This window comes from Luteimonas sp. A611 (assembly GCF_054072715.1).
Genome location: NZ_JBSVRP010000001.1, coordinates 2,062,130 through 2,076,721, shown reverse-complemented (window position 1 = coordinate 2,076,721; position 14,592 = coordinate 2,062,130). Strand labels below are relative to the sequence as shown.

Annotated in this window: 14 protein-coding genes; 8 read left to right on the top strand and 6 right to left on the bottom strand. The window is 67.4% G+C overall.

Going from position 1 to position 14,592, the window contains the following annotated elements:
• The first annotated feature begins 22 nt into the window (after positions 1 to 22).
• Entirely contained in the window at positions 23 to 631 is a 609-nt protein-coding gene (locus ACW5EG_RS09290) for a rhomboid family intramembrane serine protease (RefSeq protein ID WP_457020108.1), read from the top strand.
• A gap of 51 nt (positions 632 to 682) precedes the next feature.
• Here the strand turns inward: ACW5EG_RS09290 and ACW5EG_RS09285 are convergent, their stop codons facing one another.
• Positions 683 to 865: a hypothetical protein gene (locus tag ACW5EG_RS09285; RefSeq protein WP_457020087.1), complete on the bottom strand. Its 183-nt coding sequence runs from the start codon at positions 863 to 865 to the stop codon at positions 683 to 685.
• Positions 866 to 1,048: 183 nt separating this feature from the next.
• Here ACW5EG_RS09285 and ACW5EG_RS09280 point away from each other — a divergent pair, with 183 nt between their 5' ends.
• The 4 genes from ACW5EG_RS09280 to ACW5EG_RS09265 all read left to right on the top strand — a co-directional run bounded on the left by ACW5EG_RS09280 (position 1,049) and on the right by ACW5EG_RS09265 (position 3,964).
• Positions 1,049 to 1,321: a GNAT family N-acetyltransferase gene (locus tag ACW5EG_RS09280; protein ID WP_457020086.1), complete on the top strand. Its 273-nt coding sequence runs from the start codon at positions 1,049 to 1,051 to the stop codon at positions 1,319 to 1,321.
• Between the two features lie 161 nt (positions 1,322 to 1,482).
• A complete protein-coding gene (locus ACW5EG_RS09275; RefSeq protein ID WP_457020107.1) occupies positions 1,483 to 2,193 on the top strand; it encodes a pseudouridine synthase in 711 nt (236 codons plus the stop codon).
• A 245-nt stretch (positions 2,194 to 2,438) separates the two neighbouring features.
• Positions 2,439 to 2,648, top strand: coding sequence for a cold-shock protein (locus ACW5EG_RS09270; RefSeq protein ID WP_457020085.1), 210 nt, complete (start codon positions 2,439 to 2,441; stop codon positions 2,646 to 2,648).
• Positions 2,649 to 3,133: 485 nt separating this feature from the next.
• The gene (locus ACW5EG_RS09265; protein WP_457020083.1) at positions 3,134 to 3,964 is read left to right on the top strand and encodes a hypothetical protein; all 831 of its coding nucleotides are present in this window, start codon (positions 3,134 to 3,136) and stop codon (positions 3,962 to 3,964) included.
• Between the two features lie 185 nt (positions 3,965 to 4,149).
• Here ACW5EG_RS09265 and ACW5EG_RS09260 read toward each other — a convergent pair whose 3' ends face one another.
• Together ACW5EG_RS09260 and ACW5EG_RS09255 are read right to left on the bottom strand one after the other, a co-directional pair.
• Positions 4,150 to 4,992: an NAD-dependent protein deacetylase gene (locus tag ACW5EG_RS09260; protein ID WP_457021309.1), complete on the bottom strand. Its 843-nt coding sequence runs from the start codon at positions 4,990 to 4,992 to the stop codon at positions 4,150 to 4,152.
• 88 nt (positions 4,993 to 5,080) lie between these two features.
• Positions 5,081 to 7,276 carry a M3 family metallopeptidase gene (locus ACW5EG_RS09255; RefSeq protein ID WP_457021308.1) on the bottom strand — a complete coding sequence of 732 codons (2,196 nt, stop codon included), beginning with the start codon at positions 7,274 to 7,276 and terminating at the stop codon, positions 5,081 to 5,083.
• Between the two features lie 166 nt (positions 7,277 to 7,442).
• On the opposite strand from ACW5EG_RS09255, the gene ACW5EG_RS09250 reads away from it, so the two are divergent.
• Both ACW5EG_RS09250 and ACW5EG_RS09245 read left to right on the top strand, forming a co-directional pair.
• Entirely contained in the window at positions 7,443 to 9,491 is a 2,049-nt protein-coding gene (locus ACW5EG_RS09250) for an amidohydrolase family protein (RefSeq protein WP_457021307.1), read from the top strand.
• Positions 9,488 to 9,976 carry a glutathione peroxidase gene (locus ACW5EG_RS09245; protein ID WP_457020078.1) on the top strand — a complete coding sequence of 163 codons (489 nt, stop codon included), beginning with the start codon at positions 9,488 to 9,490 and terminating at the stop codon, positions 9,974 to 9,976. The genes ACW5EG_RS09250 and ACW5EG_RS09245 overlap by 4 nt, the downstream gene beginning before the upstream one ends.
• Positions 9,977 to 9,992: 16 nt before the next feature.
• Here ACW5EG_RS09245 and ACW5EG_RS09240 read toward each other — a convergent pair whose 3' ends face one another.
• Positions 9,993 to 10,415 carry a universal stress protein gene (locus ACW5EG_RS09240; RefSeq protein ID WP_457020077.1) on the bottom strand — a complete coding sequence of 141 codons (423 nt, stop codon included), beginning with the start codon at positions 10,413 to 10,415 and terminating at the stop codon, positions 9,993 to 9,995.
• A gap of 147 nt (positions 10,416 to 10,562) precedes the next feature.
• On the opposite strand from ACW5EG_RS09240, the gene ACW5EG_RS09235 reads away from it, so the two are divergent.
• The gene (locus ACW5EG_RS09235) at positions 10,563 to 11,639 is read left to right on the top strand and encodes a hypothetical protein (protein WP_457021306.1); all 1,077 of its coding nucleotides are present in this window, start codon (positions 10,563 to 10,565) and stop codon (positions 11,637 to 11,639) included.
• A gap of 4 nt (positions 11,640 to 11,643) precedes the next feature.
• Here the strand turns inward: ACW5EG_RS09235 and ACW5EG_RS09230 are convergent, their stop codons facing one another.
• Both ACW5EG_RS09230 and ACW5EG_RS09225 read right to left on the bottom strand, forming a co-directional pair.
• Positions 11,644 to 12,438, bottom strand: coding sequence for a ferredoxin--NADP reductase (locus ACW5EG_RS09230; RefSeq protein ID WP_457021305.1), 795 nt, complete (start codon positions 12,436 to 12,438; stop codon positions 11,644 to 11,646).
• 205 nt (positions 12,439 to 12,643) lie between these two features.
• A complete protein-coding gene (locus ACW5EG_RS09225; protein WP_457020073.1) occupies positions 12,644 to 14,530 on the bottom strand; it encodes an ABC transporter ATP-binding protein in 1,887 nt (628 codons plus the stop codon).
• Positions 14,531 to 14,592: the final 62 nt, after the last annotated feature.

Sequence of the window (14,592 nt, the reverse complement as noted above, 5' to 3'; positions counted from 1 at the left end):
TCGCAGGAACCTTCGCATGTCCATCGTCACCTTCATCCTGATCGGCGTGACCGTGCTGGTCTCCTGGCAGGCGTTCAACAACCGCGTCCTGCTGGACCGCCTGATCCTGTGGCCGCCGGCGATCGACCGCCACCGCCAGTACGACCGCCTGGTCACCCACGGCTTCATCCACGCCGACAGCCAGCACCTGCTGTTCAACATGATCACGCTGTTCTTCTTCGGGCGCGCGATCGAGCCGGTGTTCGTGGACCGCATCGGACACCTGGGCTTCGCCGCGTTCTACCTGTCGGCCATCGTGATGGCGATCATGCCGACCTACTTCCGCCACCAGAAGGACGCGAACTATCGCAGCCTTGGCGCGTCGGGGGCCGTCTCTGCGGTGCTTTTCAGCTTCATCCTGTTCGCGCCGTGGAGCCTGATCTTCGTGTTCTTCATCCCGGTGCCGGCAATCGTGTACGCGGCGCTGTACATCGGCTACTCGATCTGGATGGACCGGCGCGGCGGCGACAACGTCAACCACAGCGCGCACCTGTGGGGCGCGGCCTACGGGATCCTGTTCACGGTGCTGATGGAGCCACGCGTGGCCAGCACGTTCCTGGCCCGGCTGCTCAGTCCAACGCTGGGCGGATGATCGGATGCGGCGCGCCGGCATGCCCGGCGCGGCAGGTTGCCGGCGGCGCGGTCAGACGGCGCTGGTCTGCACGTGGTGGTGTTCGATGTCGGTGTCGGTGACCCGGTAGGTCTGCTCGAGACCGCCGTAGATCAGCGAGTCGAGCTGCGAGAATTCCAGGTTGTCGACGTCACCATTGCGAACCAGATCGAACAGGCGGTTGACCGCCTCATGCCGCGTGCTGCTGTCGATCATGGTGTTCCCCTTGCAAAATGGTGTCCGTTCCCTGCTTGGAAGCACGTTGCGTGCCAAAGTGAACCGTGATCGCCGTCAAGATACTGGCTGACGCTGGAGGTCAGCACCTGGCTGGTCGCGCGCATACTGACTCGAAGCGCAGCCGCCTGCGGCCGTGCGGCTGCATCTGATCGGGAGGACGCGATGGGTATCGAACACTTGGAGGGACGTGGCTTCAGTGTGGAGACGGATGGCCATCGCAGCGTCGTGGACTACACGCTGGAAGGCGACCGCATGCGGATCACGCACACCCTGGTCCCGGACGCCCTGCGCGGACGCGGCATCGCCGGACAACTGGTACGTGCCGCGTTCGAGCATGCGCGTTCGGAAGGGTGGCAGGTCGTAACCCAGTGCGAGTACGCGGCGTCCTGGGTCGAACGGCACCCGGAGTACGCCGACCTCGTTGTCGGGGACTGAGCCGGCGCGCGAATGCGGTGGCCGTAGTGCAGGCCGGGGGCCGTTGCGGGCCTTCCGGAGCACTGCGCCGTCCCGGACCTGGACGCATCCAGGTCGCGACGGATGGCCCGCGCAGCACGCGATCTGCGAGACTGCGCGTCTTCCCACGACCCGTGCGACCCATGCGGCTCAACCGTTACATCAGCGACACCGGCCATTGTTCCCGGCGCGAGGCCGACCGCCTGATCGGCGAAGGCCGCGTCACCGTGAACGGCCAGCGCGCCGGCATCGGCGCCGAGGTGGGCGAGGGCGACGCCGTGCTGCTGGACGGCCAGCCGCTGAAACAGCGTGCCGCCGCACGCGGCCGCCGCCACGTCTACATCGCGCTCAACAAGCCGGTCGGCATCACCTGCACCACGGAGTCGGCGGTGAAGGACAACATCGTGGACTTCGTGGATCACGAGCAGCGGATCTTCCCGATCGGGCGCCTGGACAAGGACTCCGAGGGGCTGATCCTGCTGACCAGCAACGGCGATATCGTCAACGCCATCCTCCGCGCCGAGAACGGGCTGGAGAAGGAATACCTGGTGGCGGTGAACCACGCGGTCACGCCCGAGTTCCTGCGTGGAATGAGCCGCGGAGTGCCCATCCACGGCCAGACCACGCTGCCGTGCAAGACCGCCAAGCTGGGGCGCTTCGGGTTCCGGATCGTGCTGACGCAGGGGTTGAACCGGCAAATTCGCCTGATGACGGCGCATTTCGGCTTGCGAGTCAAACAGTTGCAGCGCGTTCGCATCGGTAGCGTCAGGCTTGCCCACCTCAAACCGGGGCAGTGGCGCAATCTCACCGATGCCGAGCTGGCAGGCCTGCTGCCGGGCCGCGAGGACTGGTAACCGGTTGACAAATCGGGATTTACACTTTCCGCAAAAGTTTGGTATCTTTCGCGAACTGTTCAAGGCCGGGATCACGGTACATCGTGACTCCGATGCGGTAGATCACAAGAGTCACGAGCCGTCCCCCCCGGCGGTTGCTCCAGGCGATCCGCTCCATCGTTCGCGTTACCCCTTGCTCGATACAGTCCAGGCATCCCTGACAGGGCCCGGTATCCATCCACTGTCCAGTTTCAAGGAGTAGCAGCATGTCCGAACGTCAGACCGGTACCGTCAAGTGGTTCAACGACGCCAAGGGCTTCGGCTTCATCACGCCGGAAAGCGGCCAGGACCTCTTCGTCCATTTCCGTTCGATCCAGGGCACCGGCTTCAAGTCGCTGCAGGAAGGCCAGCAGGTCACCTTCAAGGTTGTGCAGGGCCAGAAGGGCCTGCAGGCTGACGAAGTACAGCCGGTCTAAGCGACACGTCGCTCAGGCAATGCCAGAAAGCCCCGGGTGGAGACACCCGGGGCTTTTTCGTGGTTCTTCTCCCATTCGAGGGAGAAGGATGGACACGGTTGCTGGAAGTCCCGCGCGTGCTTCGGATTGGTCGCCAGGGCACGGCTCACTGCGACTGCTGCCGTGATGCTTCGATGGCCAGCTTTTTCGAAGCCACGCCAGTGACTGGACGATAGTCGTTCCGGGGCGGGGGTTGCGGAAAGCAGCGCATGGATGCGCTGCGGCGGCGAGTCAGCCATGGATGGCTGACCGAGCCGGGGAGCAACCCCCGCCCCGGGACGATCCCGACCGAAGGAGGGTGTTGCATGCTCGTGCGGCCGCGCCCGCCAAGCATCCGGCCCTATCGTCCCATGCCTGCTCGGACAACCTTGACCGCCCCTGCACGCGCGCGGAGTTACAAAAGCGTTGGCGTGCATGTTCATGCCGCCATCCCAGCAGGGGGACTCATGAAGCGGTTACTGGTAACGATCCTCGTCGTGTGCGCGCTGGCGGGTTGCCGCCCTGAAGCGCCGACCCAGCCGGGTGCATCCGCCGTGCCCGGCACGCAGGCGCCGATGCCGCAGGAAGAACCAGCGGCGCCCGTGGTGCTCGAGGATGTGGTGGAAACCGATCCGCGCTACATCATCGGCATCACCTGGCCCGACGGCGTGGATCGCTATCCCAAGCTGGCCGTGCTGCTCAAGGACTACGCGGATGCGGCACGCGCCGAGGTGATGCAGGCGGTCGAGGGACTCGGGCCGGACGCAACCGCGATGTACGACCTGGCGCTGGAGTTCAGGGTGATCGCCGACACGCCGCAGGTGTTCGCCGTGGCCGCCGACGGCGGCAGCTATACCGGCGGCGCGCACGGCACGCCGCTCATCGCGCGTTTCGTCTGGCTGCCGCAGGAGGACCGCCTGCTCACGCCGGCCGACCTGGTCGCCGATGCGAGTGCGTGGCGGGAGGTGTCCTCGTACGTGCGTGAACAGTTGCACGCGGCGCTGTCGCAGCGCGTGGACGCCGACGAGCTTGAGCCGGGCGAGCGCGCGCGCGTGATGCGCTCGGCCGGCCGCATGATCGAGGAGGGCACGGCACCCGAACCGGACAACTTCGCACAGTTCGAACCCGTGATGGGCGCCGACGGCAGCGTGGTCGCCCTGCGTTTCGTGTTCCCGCCCTACCAGGTGGGGCCGTACTCGGATGGCGTGCAGACCGTTGAAGTGCCTGCCGCGGTGCTGCTGCCGCATGTGGCGTCGGCGTACCAGCCGCTGTTTTCGAGATCGGTCGCCGCAAACTAGATCCGCCGGCAGACTTCAGCGGGTGCACTCGCCAGAGGGCGCCGAAGCATGGTCAAGGTGGATTTCGCGCGCGGCGTGCGCGGGTGATATCGCGCCACAGCAGACTCAATGCCTGCTCGCTTCTGGATACGGCAGCAGCGCTGCGCGCCGAACGTACGCGGCGAGAAGAAGGCGGCGGAGAAGCGTCATCGCAGGGTCGCCTGCAGGGATGTGGCGATGTCCGCGTCGATGCGCAGGGTGGCGAGGGAATCGGCGCGGGTGCGGCCCTGGTTGAGGATCGCGATCGGCAGGCCGATCGCGGCCGCCATGCGTGCGAAGCGGAAGCCCGACCAGACCATCAACGAGGATCCTGCCACGAGCAGTGCGTCGGATTCGTGCAGGCCCTGCTGCGCATCGGCCACGCGCTGGCGCGGGACGCTTTCGCCGAAGAACACCACGTCGGGTTTGAGCAGGCCGCTGCACTGTATGCAGTACGGCGGGGTGAAGCCGTCGACGGCGCTGTCGTCGATGTCGGCGTCGCCGTCCGGTGCGGTGCGGGCAAGGCGGGACTGCCAGCCGGGATTGGCGGATTGGATATCGGACTGGATGCGTTCGCGTGGACTGCGTGCGCCGCAGCCCAGGCAGACAACGTCGTCGAGGCGGCCATGCAGGTCGATCACGCGCTGGCTGCCGGCGCGCTGGTGCAGGCCATCGACGTTCTGGGTGAGCAGCGTTCGCACCTGTCCGCGCTGTTCAAGCGCCGCCAGTGCGGCATGGGCGGCGTTGGGACGGGCCGACAGGAAGCGCGGCCAGCCGACGCTGCTGCGCGCCCAGTAGCGGCGGTAGGTGGCCTCGCTGCCGGTCAGGGCCTGGAAGGTGATTGGCGGCGTGCGCTTCCACTCGCCGTCGCGGTCGCGGTAGTCGGGGATGCCTGATTGCGTGCTGCAACCGGCACCCGTGAGCACGAAGATGCGGCGATGGCGCGCAATCCATTCGCGCAGGGCTTCGGCTGATCCGGCGCGCGGCGCAGGTTCGGGGATCGCGGACATATCGCGATCCTAACCGGAGCATTGCGCCTGCAGAACGAAAAACGCCGCCGGATGACCGGCGGCGTTTCCTGTGCTGCGATGGCGCGGATCAGTTCGCCGTCGGTGCCGCATCCAGGCCACGCTTCTTCAGCAGCGGCTCGATCCTGGGCTCGTGACCGGTGAAGTCGACGAACAGCTGCTTGGCATCCTTGGCGCCACCGCGCGAGAGCAGTGTCGAGCGCAGGCGGTCGCCGTTCTCGCGCTTCAGGCCGCCGTTGGCCTTGATCCACTCGACCGTGTTGGCGTCCAGCACTTCCGACCAGATGTAGGCGTAGTAGGCCGCCGCATAGCCGCCCATGATGTGGCTGAAGTAGGGCGTGCGATAGCGCGGCGGCACCGGTGCGTAGTCCAGTCCGACCGACTTCAGCGCAGCCGCTTCGGTCGCTACGATCTCGCCGGCCGCCGGCAGCTTGTCCTGCGGCAACTGGTGCAGGTACTGGTCGAGCATGGCCGCGCCGAGGTATTCGGTTGTGGCGAACCCTTCGTTGAAGGTGGCCGAGGCCATCTTCTTGTCCAGCAGTTCCTTCGGCAGCGGCTCGCCGGTCTCATGGTGCTTGGCGTAGTTGGCCAGAATCGACGGCCAATCGGCCCACATCTCGTTGACCTGCGAAGGGAACTCGACGAAGTCGCGCGGCACGTTCATGAAGAAGTACGGGTACTTCACGTCCGAGAACATGCCGTGCAGCGCGTGCCCGAACTCGTGGAACATGGTGGTGACTTCATCCCAGGTCAGCAGGGTTGGCTCGCCCGCCTGCGGCTTGGGGATGTTCTGGTGGTTGGCGACCACCGGCAGCGTGCCTTCGAGTTCGGACTCGCCGACGTAGGAGTTCATCCACGCGCCACCGCGCTTGGACGGACGCGCATAGGGATCGAAGATGAAGATCGACAGCGGCTTGCCGTCCTTGTCGAAGACATCGTAGGTGAGGGTGTCGGCGTGGTACTTCGGCAGGTCGCTGCGTTCCTTGAACGTGATGCCGTACAGCTCGGTCGCGGCGAAGAACACGCCGTTCTCGAGCACGTTCTTCATCTCGAAGTAGGGCTTGAGCTGGTTGTCGTCGAAGGCGTACTTGTCCTTGCGCACCTTCTCCGTGTAGTAGGCCCAGTCCCAGGGCTCGAGCTTGAAGCTGGCTTCGCCCTTGGCGGCCTGCTCACGGTCGATCATCGCCTGCAGGTCGGCGCCCTCGCGGCGCGCGTTAGCCACCGCGGCGGGTGCTAGGCGGCCGAGCATCTCGTTCACCGCTTCGACGGTGGCCGCGGTCTCGTCGGCCAGCACGAACTCGGCCGGCGTGTCGTAGCCCAGCAGCTTGGCGCGCTCGCTGCGCAGCTTGAGCACCTCGGCGACGATGCCGGTGTTGTCCCACTGGTTGCCGCGGCTGCCGCGGACCACCGAGGCCTTGTGGATGCGCTCGCGCAAGCTCCGGTTGTCCAGCTGCGGCAGCAGCGGCTGGCCGGTGGTGTTGAGCAGGGTCAGCAGGTACTTGCCGTGCTGGCCCTTGGCCTTCGCGGCCGCGGCGGCTGCGACGATCTGCCCCTCGCTGAGCCCGGCCAGTTCGGACGCGTCGTCCACCAGCACCGCCGAGTCGTTGACCTCGTCGAGCACGTTGTTGGAGAACTGCGTGCCGAGCGCGGCCATGCGCGAGTTGATCTCCTTCAGGCGCACCTTGTCGGCCTCGGAGAGCTTGGCGCCGGAGCGGACGAAGCTGTCGTAATACTCATCGACCAGGCGCACGCCCTCGGCGTCGAGGCCAAGCTCGTTGCGCTGGTTGTAGACGGCCTGCACCCGCTCGAACAGCTGCGGGTTGAGCATGACCGCGTCGCGGTGCGCGGCGAACTTCGGCGCGTACTCGTTGTTGATCTGCTTGCGCGTGTCGTTGGTGTCGGTGCCGTTGAGGTTGCCGAAGATGCGGCGCGCGTTGTCCAGCAGCTGGCCGGACTTCTCCAGCGCCAGGATCGTGTTCTCGAAGGTCGGCGCCGTCTTCACGGTGGCGATCTGCTGGATCTCTTCCAGGTTGCGCGCCATGCCCGCGTCAAAGGCCGGCGCGAAGTGTTCGTCCTTGAGCTTGTCGAACTGCGGGTAGCGCAGCGGCAGCGGGCTTTGCACGAACAGGGGATTGGCCGCCTGCGCCTCGGGGCTGGCGGCAGCGGTCGCGTTCACGGGGCCGTCGGCGGTGGTCTGGGCGGTGGCCCCGGTGGACACGGCGGCGGTCAGCGCGATGGCCAGGGCGGCAGCGAGCGGGTGCTTCATGGGCAATCCTCGTGAAACTGGAAAACCCAAGGGTAGCCGATGGCGGCTGACCAGGCCCCTGACAAACGGCACATGGCCGGGTTGCGCGGAGGGGGCAGGTCCAGCGCTACACTCCCTCGACGGCGGGGATCTCTTCACACGGCCGCGGCGCGGCATCGGGGGTTGCATGAAGTGCGACAGGTTCCTGTTCCTGCTGCTGGCCCTGGGCCTGGCGGGTACCGCCGGGGCGGCCGAGACGCTGCGCTACGTGGCACTGGTGGACGGCGGCAAGCAGGCCGGCCAGCAGACGGTGACCACCGGCGAGGACGGCGTGGTCCGGACCGAATTCATCTTCAAGGACAACGGCCGCGGACCCGAGCTGAAGGAAGAGTTCACCCTCAACGATGACGGCACGTTCCGCCGCTACCGTGTGGCCGGAATCTCCACGTACGGCGCACCGGTCGACGAGCAGTTCGAACTGCTCGATGGCGTCGCGCGCTGGAAATCGACCTCCGACCAGGGCGAGCAACGCGTCGCCGACGGCGCGCAGTACTCGCCGCTGGGCGGGACGCCTGCGGTGGCATCGGTTGCGCTCTCGGCGCTTGCCGCTCGCGGGGACGGGCGCCTGCCGTTGATCCCCAGCGGCACCCTGAGCGTGCGCAAGGTGACCGAAGCGCAGGTGCGCAGGGGCGACGAAGCCCGCACGGTGCAGCTGGTGGCGATTACCGGCATCGGCTTCACCCCGACCTTCGCCTGGGCCACCGACGAGGCGCGGCCGCGCCTGTTCGCCTACATCTTCCCGGGCTTCATGCAGATGATCGAGGCCGGCTGGGAAGGCAATGCCGACGCGCTCGAAACGGCGCAGAAGGCCGCGGAAGCCGAGGCGCTGGTGTCGCTGCAGCAGCGCCTGGCGCACCCGCTTGCCGGCAGCACCCTGATCCGCAACGCGCGCGTGTTCGACAGCGAGCAGGTGCGGCTGGGCGTGGCGTCGGACGTGCGGCTGGCCGATGGACGGATCGTATCGGTGCTGGCGGCCGGCGCGGATGTCGCCGCGGCCGACCACGTCATCGATGCGGGCGGGCGCGTGCTGCTGCCTGGGCTGTTCGACATGCACACCCACGTCGACCGCTGGGGCGGCGGCCTGCAGCTGGCCGCGGGCGTCACCTCGGTGCGCGACATGGGCAACGACAACGCCACCCTGCAGCAGGTGATGGCCGAAGAGCGCGCCGGCACGCTGCTGATGCCGCGCATCGTCGCCGCCGGCTTCCTCGAGGGCGAGAGCAAGCAGTCCGCGCGCAACGGGTTCGTGGTCGGGGGCCTCGATGGGGCGAAGAAGGCAATCGACTGGTATGCGGCCAATGGCTACCCGCAGCTGAAGATCTACAACTCGTTCCCGAAGGGAATCCTGCCGGCGACCGTGGCCTACGCGCACGAAAAGGGGCTGCGCGTGAGTGGCCATGTGCCGGTGTTCCTGCGCGCGCAGGACGCGGTCGATGCAGGCTTCGACGAGTTGAACCACATCAACCAGGTGGTGCTGAACTTCCTGGTCAAGCCCGACACCGACACGCGCACGCTCGAGCGCTTCTACCTGCCCGCGCGCGAGGCCATCGACCTGGACCTCGACTCCGATGCGGTGCAGGACTTCATCGGCACGCTCGCAGCGAAGCAGATCGTGCTCGACCCGACGCTTGCGACGTTCGAGTTCCTGCACCAGCGCAACGGCGAGATCACGCCGATCTTCGCCGGCATCGAGGACCACCTGCCGCCGGACGTGCAGCGTGGCCGTCGTGCCGCGGAGATGGACATTCCCGATGACGCAACCGGGGCGCGCTATCGCGAGTCGTTCCAGCGGATGGTCGAGTTCGTCGGGCGCGCGTACCGTGCCGGCGTGCCGCTGGTGGCCGGCACCGACGAGGTGCCTGGCTTCACCCTGCAGCACGAGCTGGCGCTGTACGTGCGCGCGGGGCTGACGCCGGCGCAAGCGCTGCAGGTGGCGACCTGGAACGGCGCGAAGTATTCCGGCGTGCTGGAGCAGCTGGGCAGCATCGCGCCCGGGAAGCAGGCCGACCTGGTGCTGGTTGACGGTGACCCGACCACCGACATCGCCGACATCCGCAAGGTGGTCACTGTGATCAAGGGCCAGACCGCCTACTACCCGGCGGAAATCCTCACCGAGCTGGGCATCCGCCCGTTTGCCGAACCCCTGCGCGTGCAGGCCGCGGATGGCGCGCGATGACTACCGCGCACGGGTTTTCCGCGACGGGCATCGATGGCGACGAGGTGGCGCTGGCCGATTACGCCGGCAAGGTGCTGCTGATCGTCAACGTCGCTTCGAAATGCGGCTTCACCCCGCAGTACGCGGGGCTGCAGCAGCTGTGGCGCGACTACCGGGAACGCGGCCTGGTCGTGCTGGGCTTCCCCTGCGACCAGTTTGGCCACCAGGAGCCCGGCGACGAGGCCGCGATCCGCGCGTTCTGCACGCTCGACTACGGCGTCGACTTCCCGATGTTCGCCAAGGTCGAGGTCAACGGCGCAAGCGCGCATCCGCTGTGGGCATGGCTCAAGCGCGAGAAGGGCGGCCTGCTCGGGATCGACGCGATCAAGTGGAACTTCACCAAGTTCCTGGTCGGCCGCGACGGTCGCGTGCGCAAGCGCTATGCGCCGACCGAAACGCCCGACGCGCTGCGCGCCGACATCGAAGCGGCGCTGGCGCAAGGCTGAGCCGCGGCGCGCAAGGTCAATGGACGATGGTGACCGGCACCGGCATGCCGGCCAGCACCTTCATCGAGACCGAGCCGAGCAGGGTGCCCTTGATCGCGCCGCTGCCGCGCGAGCCCATCACGATCAGGTCGACCTTCTGCTTGGCCGCGGCATCGAGGATGCCCTCGGCGATGCCGTCCACCTTCTCGACGAAGCTCACCTGGACCTTGCTGCGGGCCAGCGCCTTTTTCGCAGGTGCGAACATGCGTTCGAAGTTCTCGGCGTGCAGGGTGCGCGCGGCTTCGGCGCCGATCCTGCGCTCCACGCCCGGGAACAGGGTGTCGTCGACCGCAACCACCACCACCTTGCCGGGCTTGGCCAACGACTTGGCCAGGCCCAGGGCGTGTTTCAGGGCGCGCGTGCTTGTGTCGCTACCGTCGACCGGTACCAGGATCTTCATTTGCGGGGTTCTCCGAATGTTGGTGTGATTCTACCCGTCCCTCCGGCGTCGGATGCGCTACCCCCGAACGGGCCAGCGGGCAGCGCGCCGTCCGTGGTGCCGACCTGGATATGTCCGGGCCGCGCATGGCTTTGCGTTGGCTCCGCCATGGCAATCGACCCCACCGCAAAAAAGCTGGCCTGCGCACTGATGCTCACACTGTCGCTCGCAACAGGGGCGGCGCACGCGGCGCTGGAGGAAGGTGCGCGCATCCGGCTCGCCGTCGTCGGCGACTCCGACAGCCATTCCTACCACGATCGCCTGCGTTTCAGCGGGAACGACGGCGCCCGTGGCGGCGCTCACCACGCCACCACCTGGCAGTGGACCGAGGCCCTGCAGCGCCTGCGCAGCGGCTGGATCGACCAGGGCGAATGGGCGCACCACGGCAGTCCCGGCGCCATCGCACGGGCCGCCGGATGGGTGGGCCTGTCGGCGCGTGCGCCGGAAAAGGAGGACTTCCGCTACAACTTCGCGGTTTCCGGCGCCCGTTGCGAGAGCCTGATGGGAGGCGAACGACAGGTGCCACAACTGGTCGGCCTGATGGACGAGGAACCGGACGCGTGGCGTAGCGGAGTGGTGGTGATCCGTATCGGCGTCAACAGTTTCGGACAGAGCGACAGCCTCGAACGGCTCGCCACCAACCCGGACGATCCGGAGCTTTCGGGCACGATCACCCGCTGCATCTCGGCCATGCGCGAGGCCGTGCATCACGTGCACCACAGCCATCCGCATACCCGCGTGGTGCTGGTCGGCATCTTCGACAACAGCAACATCGGCGACGCCGCGCTCGCCCCGCGTGCGCCTGCCGCGCTGCGCAACATCGCCACCGCGTTGGACCGCTATGACGACGCGTTGCGGGCAATGGCGGTGCGCGATTCCCGCATCGCGTTCTTCGACGACCGGGCCTGGTTCGCAGCGCTGTGGGGGTCGCGCGGCCCGGATGGACGGCCGCGTTATCGTGACGTCAACATCGGCGGGCGCATGCGCGTCAGCAATACGCAGGGCGATGCGCCTTCGCATGCGGTGTTGGCCGATGGTCACGCCGGCAGCGCATGGAACGCACTGTGGGCCCGGGCCCTGGTCGATCTGATCGACCGCCACTTTGGCGCGCACATCCCGGCGGTGGACGAGGCCGAGCTGCTGGCGCTGCTGCAACCCGGCCGGCATCGCGACCGGCGCGGATGACGCGCTATTTTTCGACGAAGGCGCGCTCGAACACATAGTCGCCCGGCGTGCCGATGCGCGGTGCGGCGGTGAAGCCGCGGCGGTCGAGGATCGCGCGGAAGTCGGCCAGCATCTGCGTGCTGCCACAGATCATGGCGCGGTCCTTCGCCGGATCGAGTGGGTCGAGGCCGAGGTCGGCGGCCATGCGGCCGCTGTCGAGCAGGTCGGTCAGGCGGCCGCGCTGGTCGCGGCCCTGCCATTCGAAGGCCTCGCGGCTCACCGCCGGGTAGTACAGCAGCTGGCGCGCGATCTGCTCGCCCAGCAACTCATGCCGCGGCAGCTCGTTGACGATGTAGTCGCGGTAGGCGAGGTCGCCCGCGCTGCGCACGCCGTGGGCGACGATCACGCGCTCGAAGCGCTCGTAGGTCTCCGGATCCTTGATCACCGGCATCCACGGTGCCAGGCCTGTGCCGGTGCCCAGCAGGTAGAGGTTGCGGCCGGGATGCAGGTCGCTGATCAGGAGGGTGCCGGTCGGCTTGCGACCGATCAGCACTTCGTCGCCGGGCTGGATGTGCTGCAGGCGCGATGTCAGCGGGCCGTTGGCCACCTTGATGCTGAAGAACTCCAGCTGCTCCTCCCAGTTCGCGCTCGCGATCGAGTACGCGCGCAGCAGCGGCTTGCCCGCGACCTGCAGCCCGATCATCACGAACTGGCCGTTCTCGAAGCGGAAACCGTCGTCGCGGGTGGTGGTGAAACTGAAGTAGCTGTCCGTCCAGTGGCGGACGTCCAGCACCGTCTCGGTGCCGAAAGCGGAGGACATGGGAAAGGGGGTCGGAAGAGTCAGCCACAAATTATAGCGAATGGATGAGACTGGCTCTCATCTTCCAGGTGGCTAAGGGGTGACACTTTGTCCACAGACCGGCGTAGGAGCGGCTTCAGCCGCGATCGCTGGATCCGCAGCAACGCGCCCGATGGTCGCGATTCGCGGCTGAAGCCGCTCCTACAGTGGTCCACGAGCGGGCCGGCTACCGATACCCGGCCGCCTGCAGCTCGAACAGCTCCGCATAGCGCCCGCCCTGCGCCATCAACTGCTCGTGGGTGCCACTCGCCTCGACCCGGCCGTCGGCCAGCATCAGGATGCGGTCGGCCATGCGCACGCTGGAGAAGCGGTGCGAGATCAGCACCGCGGTTCGGTCGTCGGACAATTCCTTGAAGCGCTGGAACACCTCGAACTCGCTGCGCGCATCGAGCGCGGCGGTGGGCTCGTCGAGGATCATCACCTGCGCATCGCGCATGTAGGCGCGTGCGATCGCGATCTTCTGCCACTGCCCGCCGGACAGGTCGACGCCGGTCTTGAAGCGGCGGCCGATCAACTGGTCGTAGCCGCCCGGCAGCGCGTCGATGACCTCGTCGGCCATCGCCCGGCGTGCGGCGTCCTCGATCCGGGCACGGTCATCCATGCGGTCGATCTGGCCGACGCCGATGTTCTCGCCGGCGGTGAGGTGGTAGCGCACGAAGTCCTGGAAGATCACGCCGATATTGGCACGCAGCGCGTCGATGTCGTATTCGCGCAGGTCGTGGCCGTCGAGCAGGATGCGGCCCTCGTCCGGGTCGTAGAGGCGCGCCAGCAGCTTGACCAGCGTGGTCTTTCCGGCGCCGTTCTCGCCGACCAAAGCCAGCACCTCGCCGGCGCGCAGCTCGAAGTCCATGTGCCGCACCGCCCAGCGCTCCGCGCTGGGATAACGGAAGCCGACGTCCTCGAACACGAAGCCCTGCGCGATAGGGCTGGGGAATGGCCGCGGGTTGTCCGGCGAGGTGATTTCCGGCTCGACCTCGAAGAACGAGAACAGGTCGTCCAGGTACAGCGCCTGCCCGGCCACCTGCGAGAAGCCGATCAGCAGGCCCTCGAGCAGCTGGCGCAGCCGTCGGAAGCTGCCGGCGAGGAAGGTCAGGTCGCCAATGGTGAAGTCGCCGCGCACCGTGCGCCAGGCGATGTAGCCGTAGGCGACGTAATAGCCGAGCGTACCCAGCGCTGCGAGCAGCGCTCCCCAGAACGCGCGCCGCCGCGCGAGCGCGCGGTTGGCGAGGAAGAACTTGTCTGCCAGCGTCCGGTAGCGGTCCACCAGGAAGCGGTGCAGGTTGAAGATCTTCACTTCCTTGGCGGTCTCGACGCTGGCGCCGGTCTGGCGCACGTACTCGAGCTGCCGGCGCTCGGGCGTCCACTGGAAGTTGAGCGAATAGCTCAGCGCACTGAAATGCGCCTCGCCGAGGAAGGCCGGCACCAGCGCCACCGCCAGCAGCACGATCAGCCAGGGCGCGTAGACCAGCAGGCCGATCGCGAAGCTCACCACCGTGATCGCGTCCTGCACCTGGCCAAACAGCTGGCCCATCAGGTTCATGCGGCCCATGGTCTGGCGGCGCGCCCGGTCGAGCTTGTCCTGCAGCTCCGGGTCCTCGAAATCCTCCAGGTCGAGCGTGGCCGCGTGCTCCATCAGGCGCACGCTGGTAGCGTTGGTGAACAGCTCCGAGAGCAGCGCGTCGGCATAGCTCACGATCCGCCCGAGCAGGTCGGAGAGGATCGCCAGGCCGAACTCGATCACCAGCAGCCACAGCAGGTGTTCGAGCTGTCCGCCGCGCCAGGCCTCGCCGATCGAGTCGAAGCCAAGGCCCAGCCCGACCAGCCGGATCACCTCGTCGATGATCAGCTTGCCGATGTAGAGCGTGAGGATCGGCAGGAACGCGCGGATCACGCGCAGGCCGAGGCTGGTCATGCTCAACGCAGGGCTGGTGGCCCAGATCTGGCGCAGGAACGGCGGCAGGTTGCGCATCGCGTCGAAGCGCTCGCGCAGGCTGGGCCGGCTGTCTGCGCGGCTGGGCTTCGGGGCGGCTTTTTCGGTCCCGCGTCGGCTCATGCCGGTATTGTGCATCGCGTCCGTAGCCTTGTCGCGCGGATGGCCGCGGACTGTCACGCCGT

What these genes read in the sequence shown, in the direction of transcription:
- ACW5EG_RS09235 (WP_457021306.1), top strand. Translation starts at nt 10,563, where the DNA reads ATGGCAATCGACCCCACCGCAAAAAAGCTGGCCTGCGCACTGATGCTC.
- ACW5EG_RS09280 (WP_457020086.1), top strand. Translation starts at nt 1,049, where the DNA reads ATGGGTATCGAACACTTGGAGGGACGTGGCTTCAGTGTGGAGACGGAT.
- ACW5EG_RS09275 (WP_457020107.1), top strand. Translation starts at nt 1,483, where the DNA reads ATGCGGCTCAACCGTTACATCAGCGACACCGGCCATTGTTCCCGGCGC.
- ACW5EG_RS09255 (WP_457021308.1), bottom strand. Translation starts at nt 7,276, where the DNA reads ATGAAGCACCCGCTCGCTGCCGCCCTGGCCATCGCGCTGACCGCCGCC.
- ACW5EG_RS09265 (WP_457020083.1), top strand. Translation starts at nt 3,134, where the DNA reads ATGAAGCGGTTACTGGTAACGATCCTCGTCGTGTGCGCGCTGGCGGGT.
- ACW5EG_RS09260 (WP_457021309.1), bottom strand. Translation starts at nt 4,992, where the DNA reads ATGTCCGCGATCCCCGAACCTGCGCCGCGCGCCGGATCAGCCGAAGCC.
- ACW5EG_RS09240 (WP_457020077.1), bottom strand. Translation starts at nt 10,415, where the DNA reads ATGAAGATCCTGGTACCGGTCGACGGTAGCGACACAAGCACGCGCGCC.
- ACW5EG_RS09230 (WP_457021305.1), bottom strand. Translation starts at nt 12,438, where the DNA reads ATGTCCTCCGCTTTCGGCACCGAGACGGTGCTGGACGTCCGCCACTGG.
- ACW5EG_RS09250 (WP_457021307.1), top strand. Translation starts at nt 7,443, where the DNA reads ATGAAGTGCGACAGGTTCCTGTTCCTGCTGCTGGCCCTGGGCCTGGCG.
- ACW5EG_RS09270 (WP_457020085.1), top strand. Translation starts at nt 2,439, where the DNA reads ATGTCCGAACGTCAGACCGGTACCGTCAAGTGGTTCAACGACGCCAAG.
- ACW5EG_RS09225 (WP_457020073.1), bottom strand. Translation starts at nt 14,530, where the DNA reads ATGAGCCGACGCGGGACCGAAAAAGCCGCCCCGAAGCCCAGCCGCGCA.
- ACW5EG_RS09285 (WP_457020087.1), bottom strand. Translation starts at nt 865, where the DNA reads ATGATCGACAGCAGCACGCGGCATGAGGCGGTCAACCGCCTGTTCGAT.
- ACW5EG_RS09245 (WP_457020078.1), top strand. Translation starts at nt 9,488, where the DNA reads ATGACTACCGCGCACGGGTTTTCCGCGACGGGCATCGATGGCGACGAG.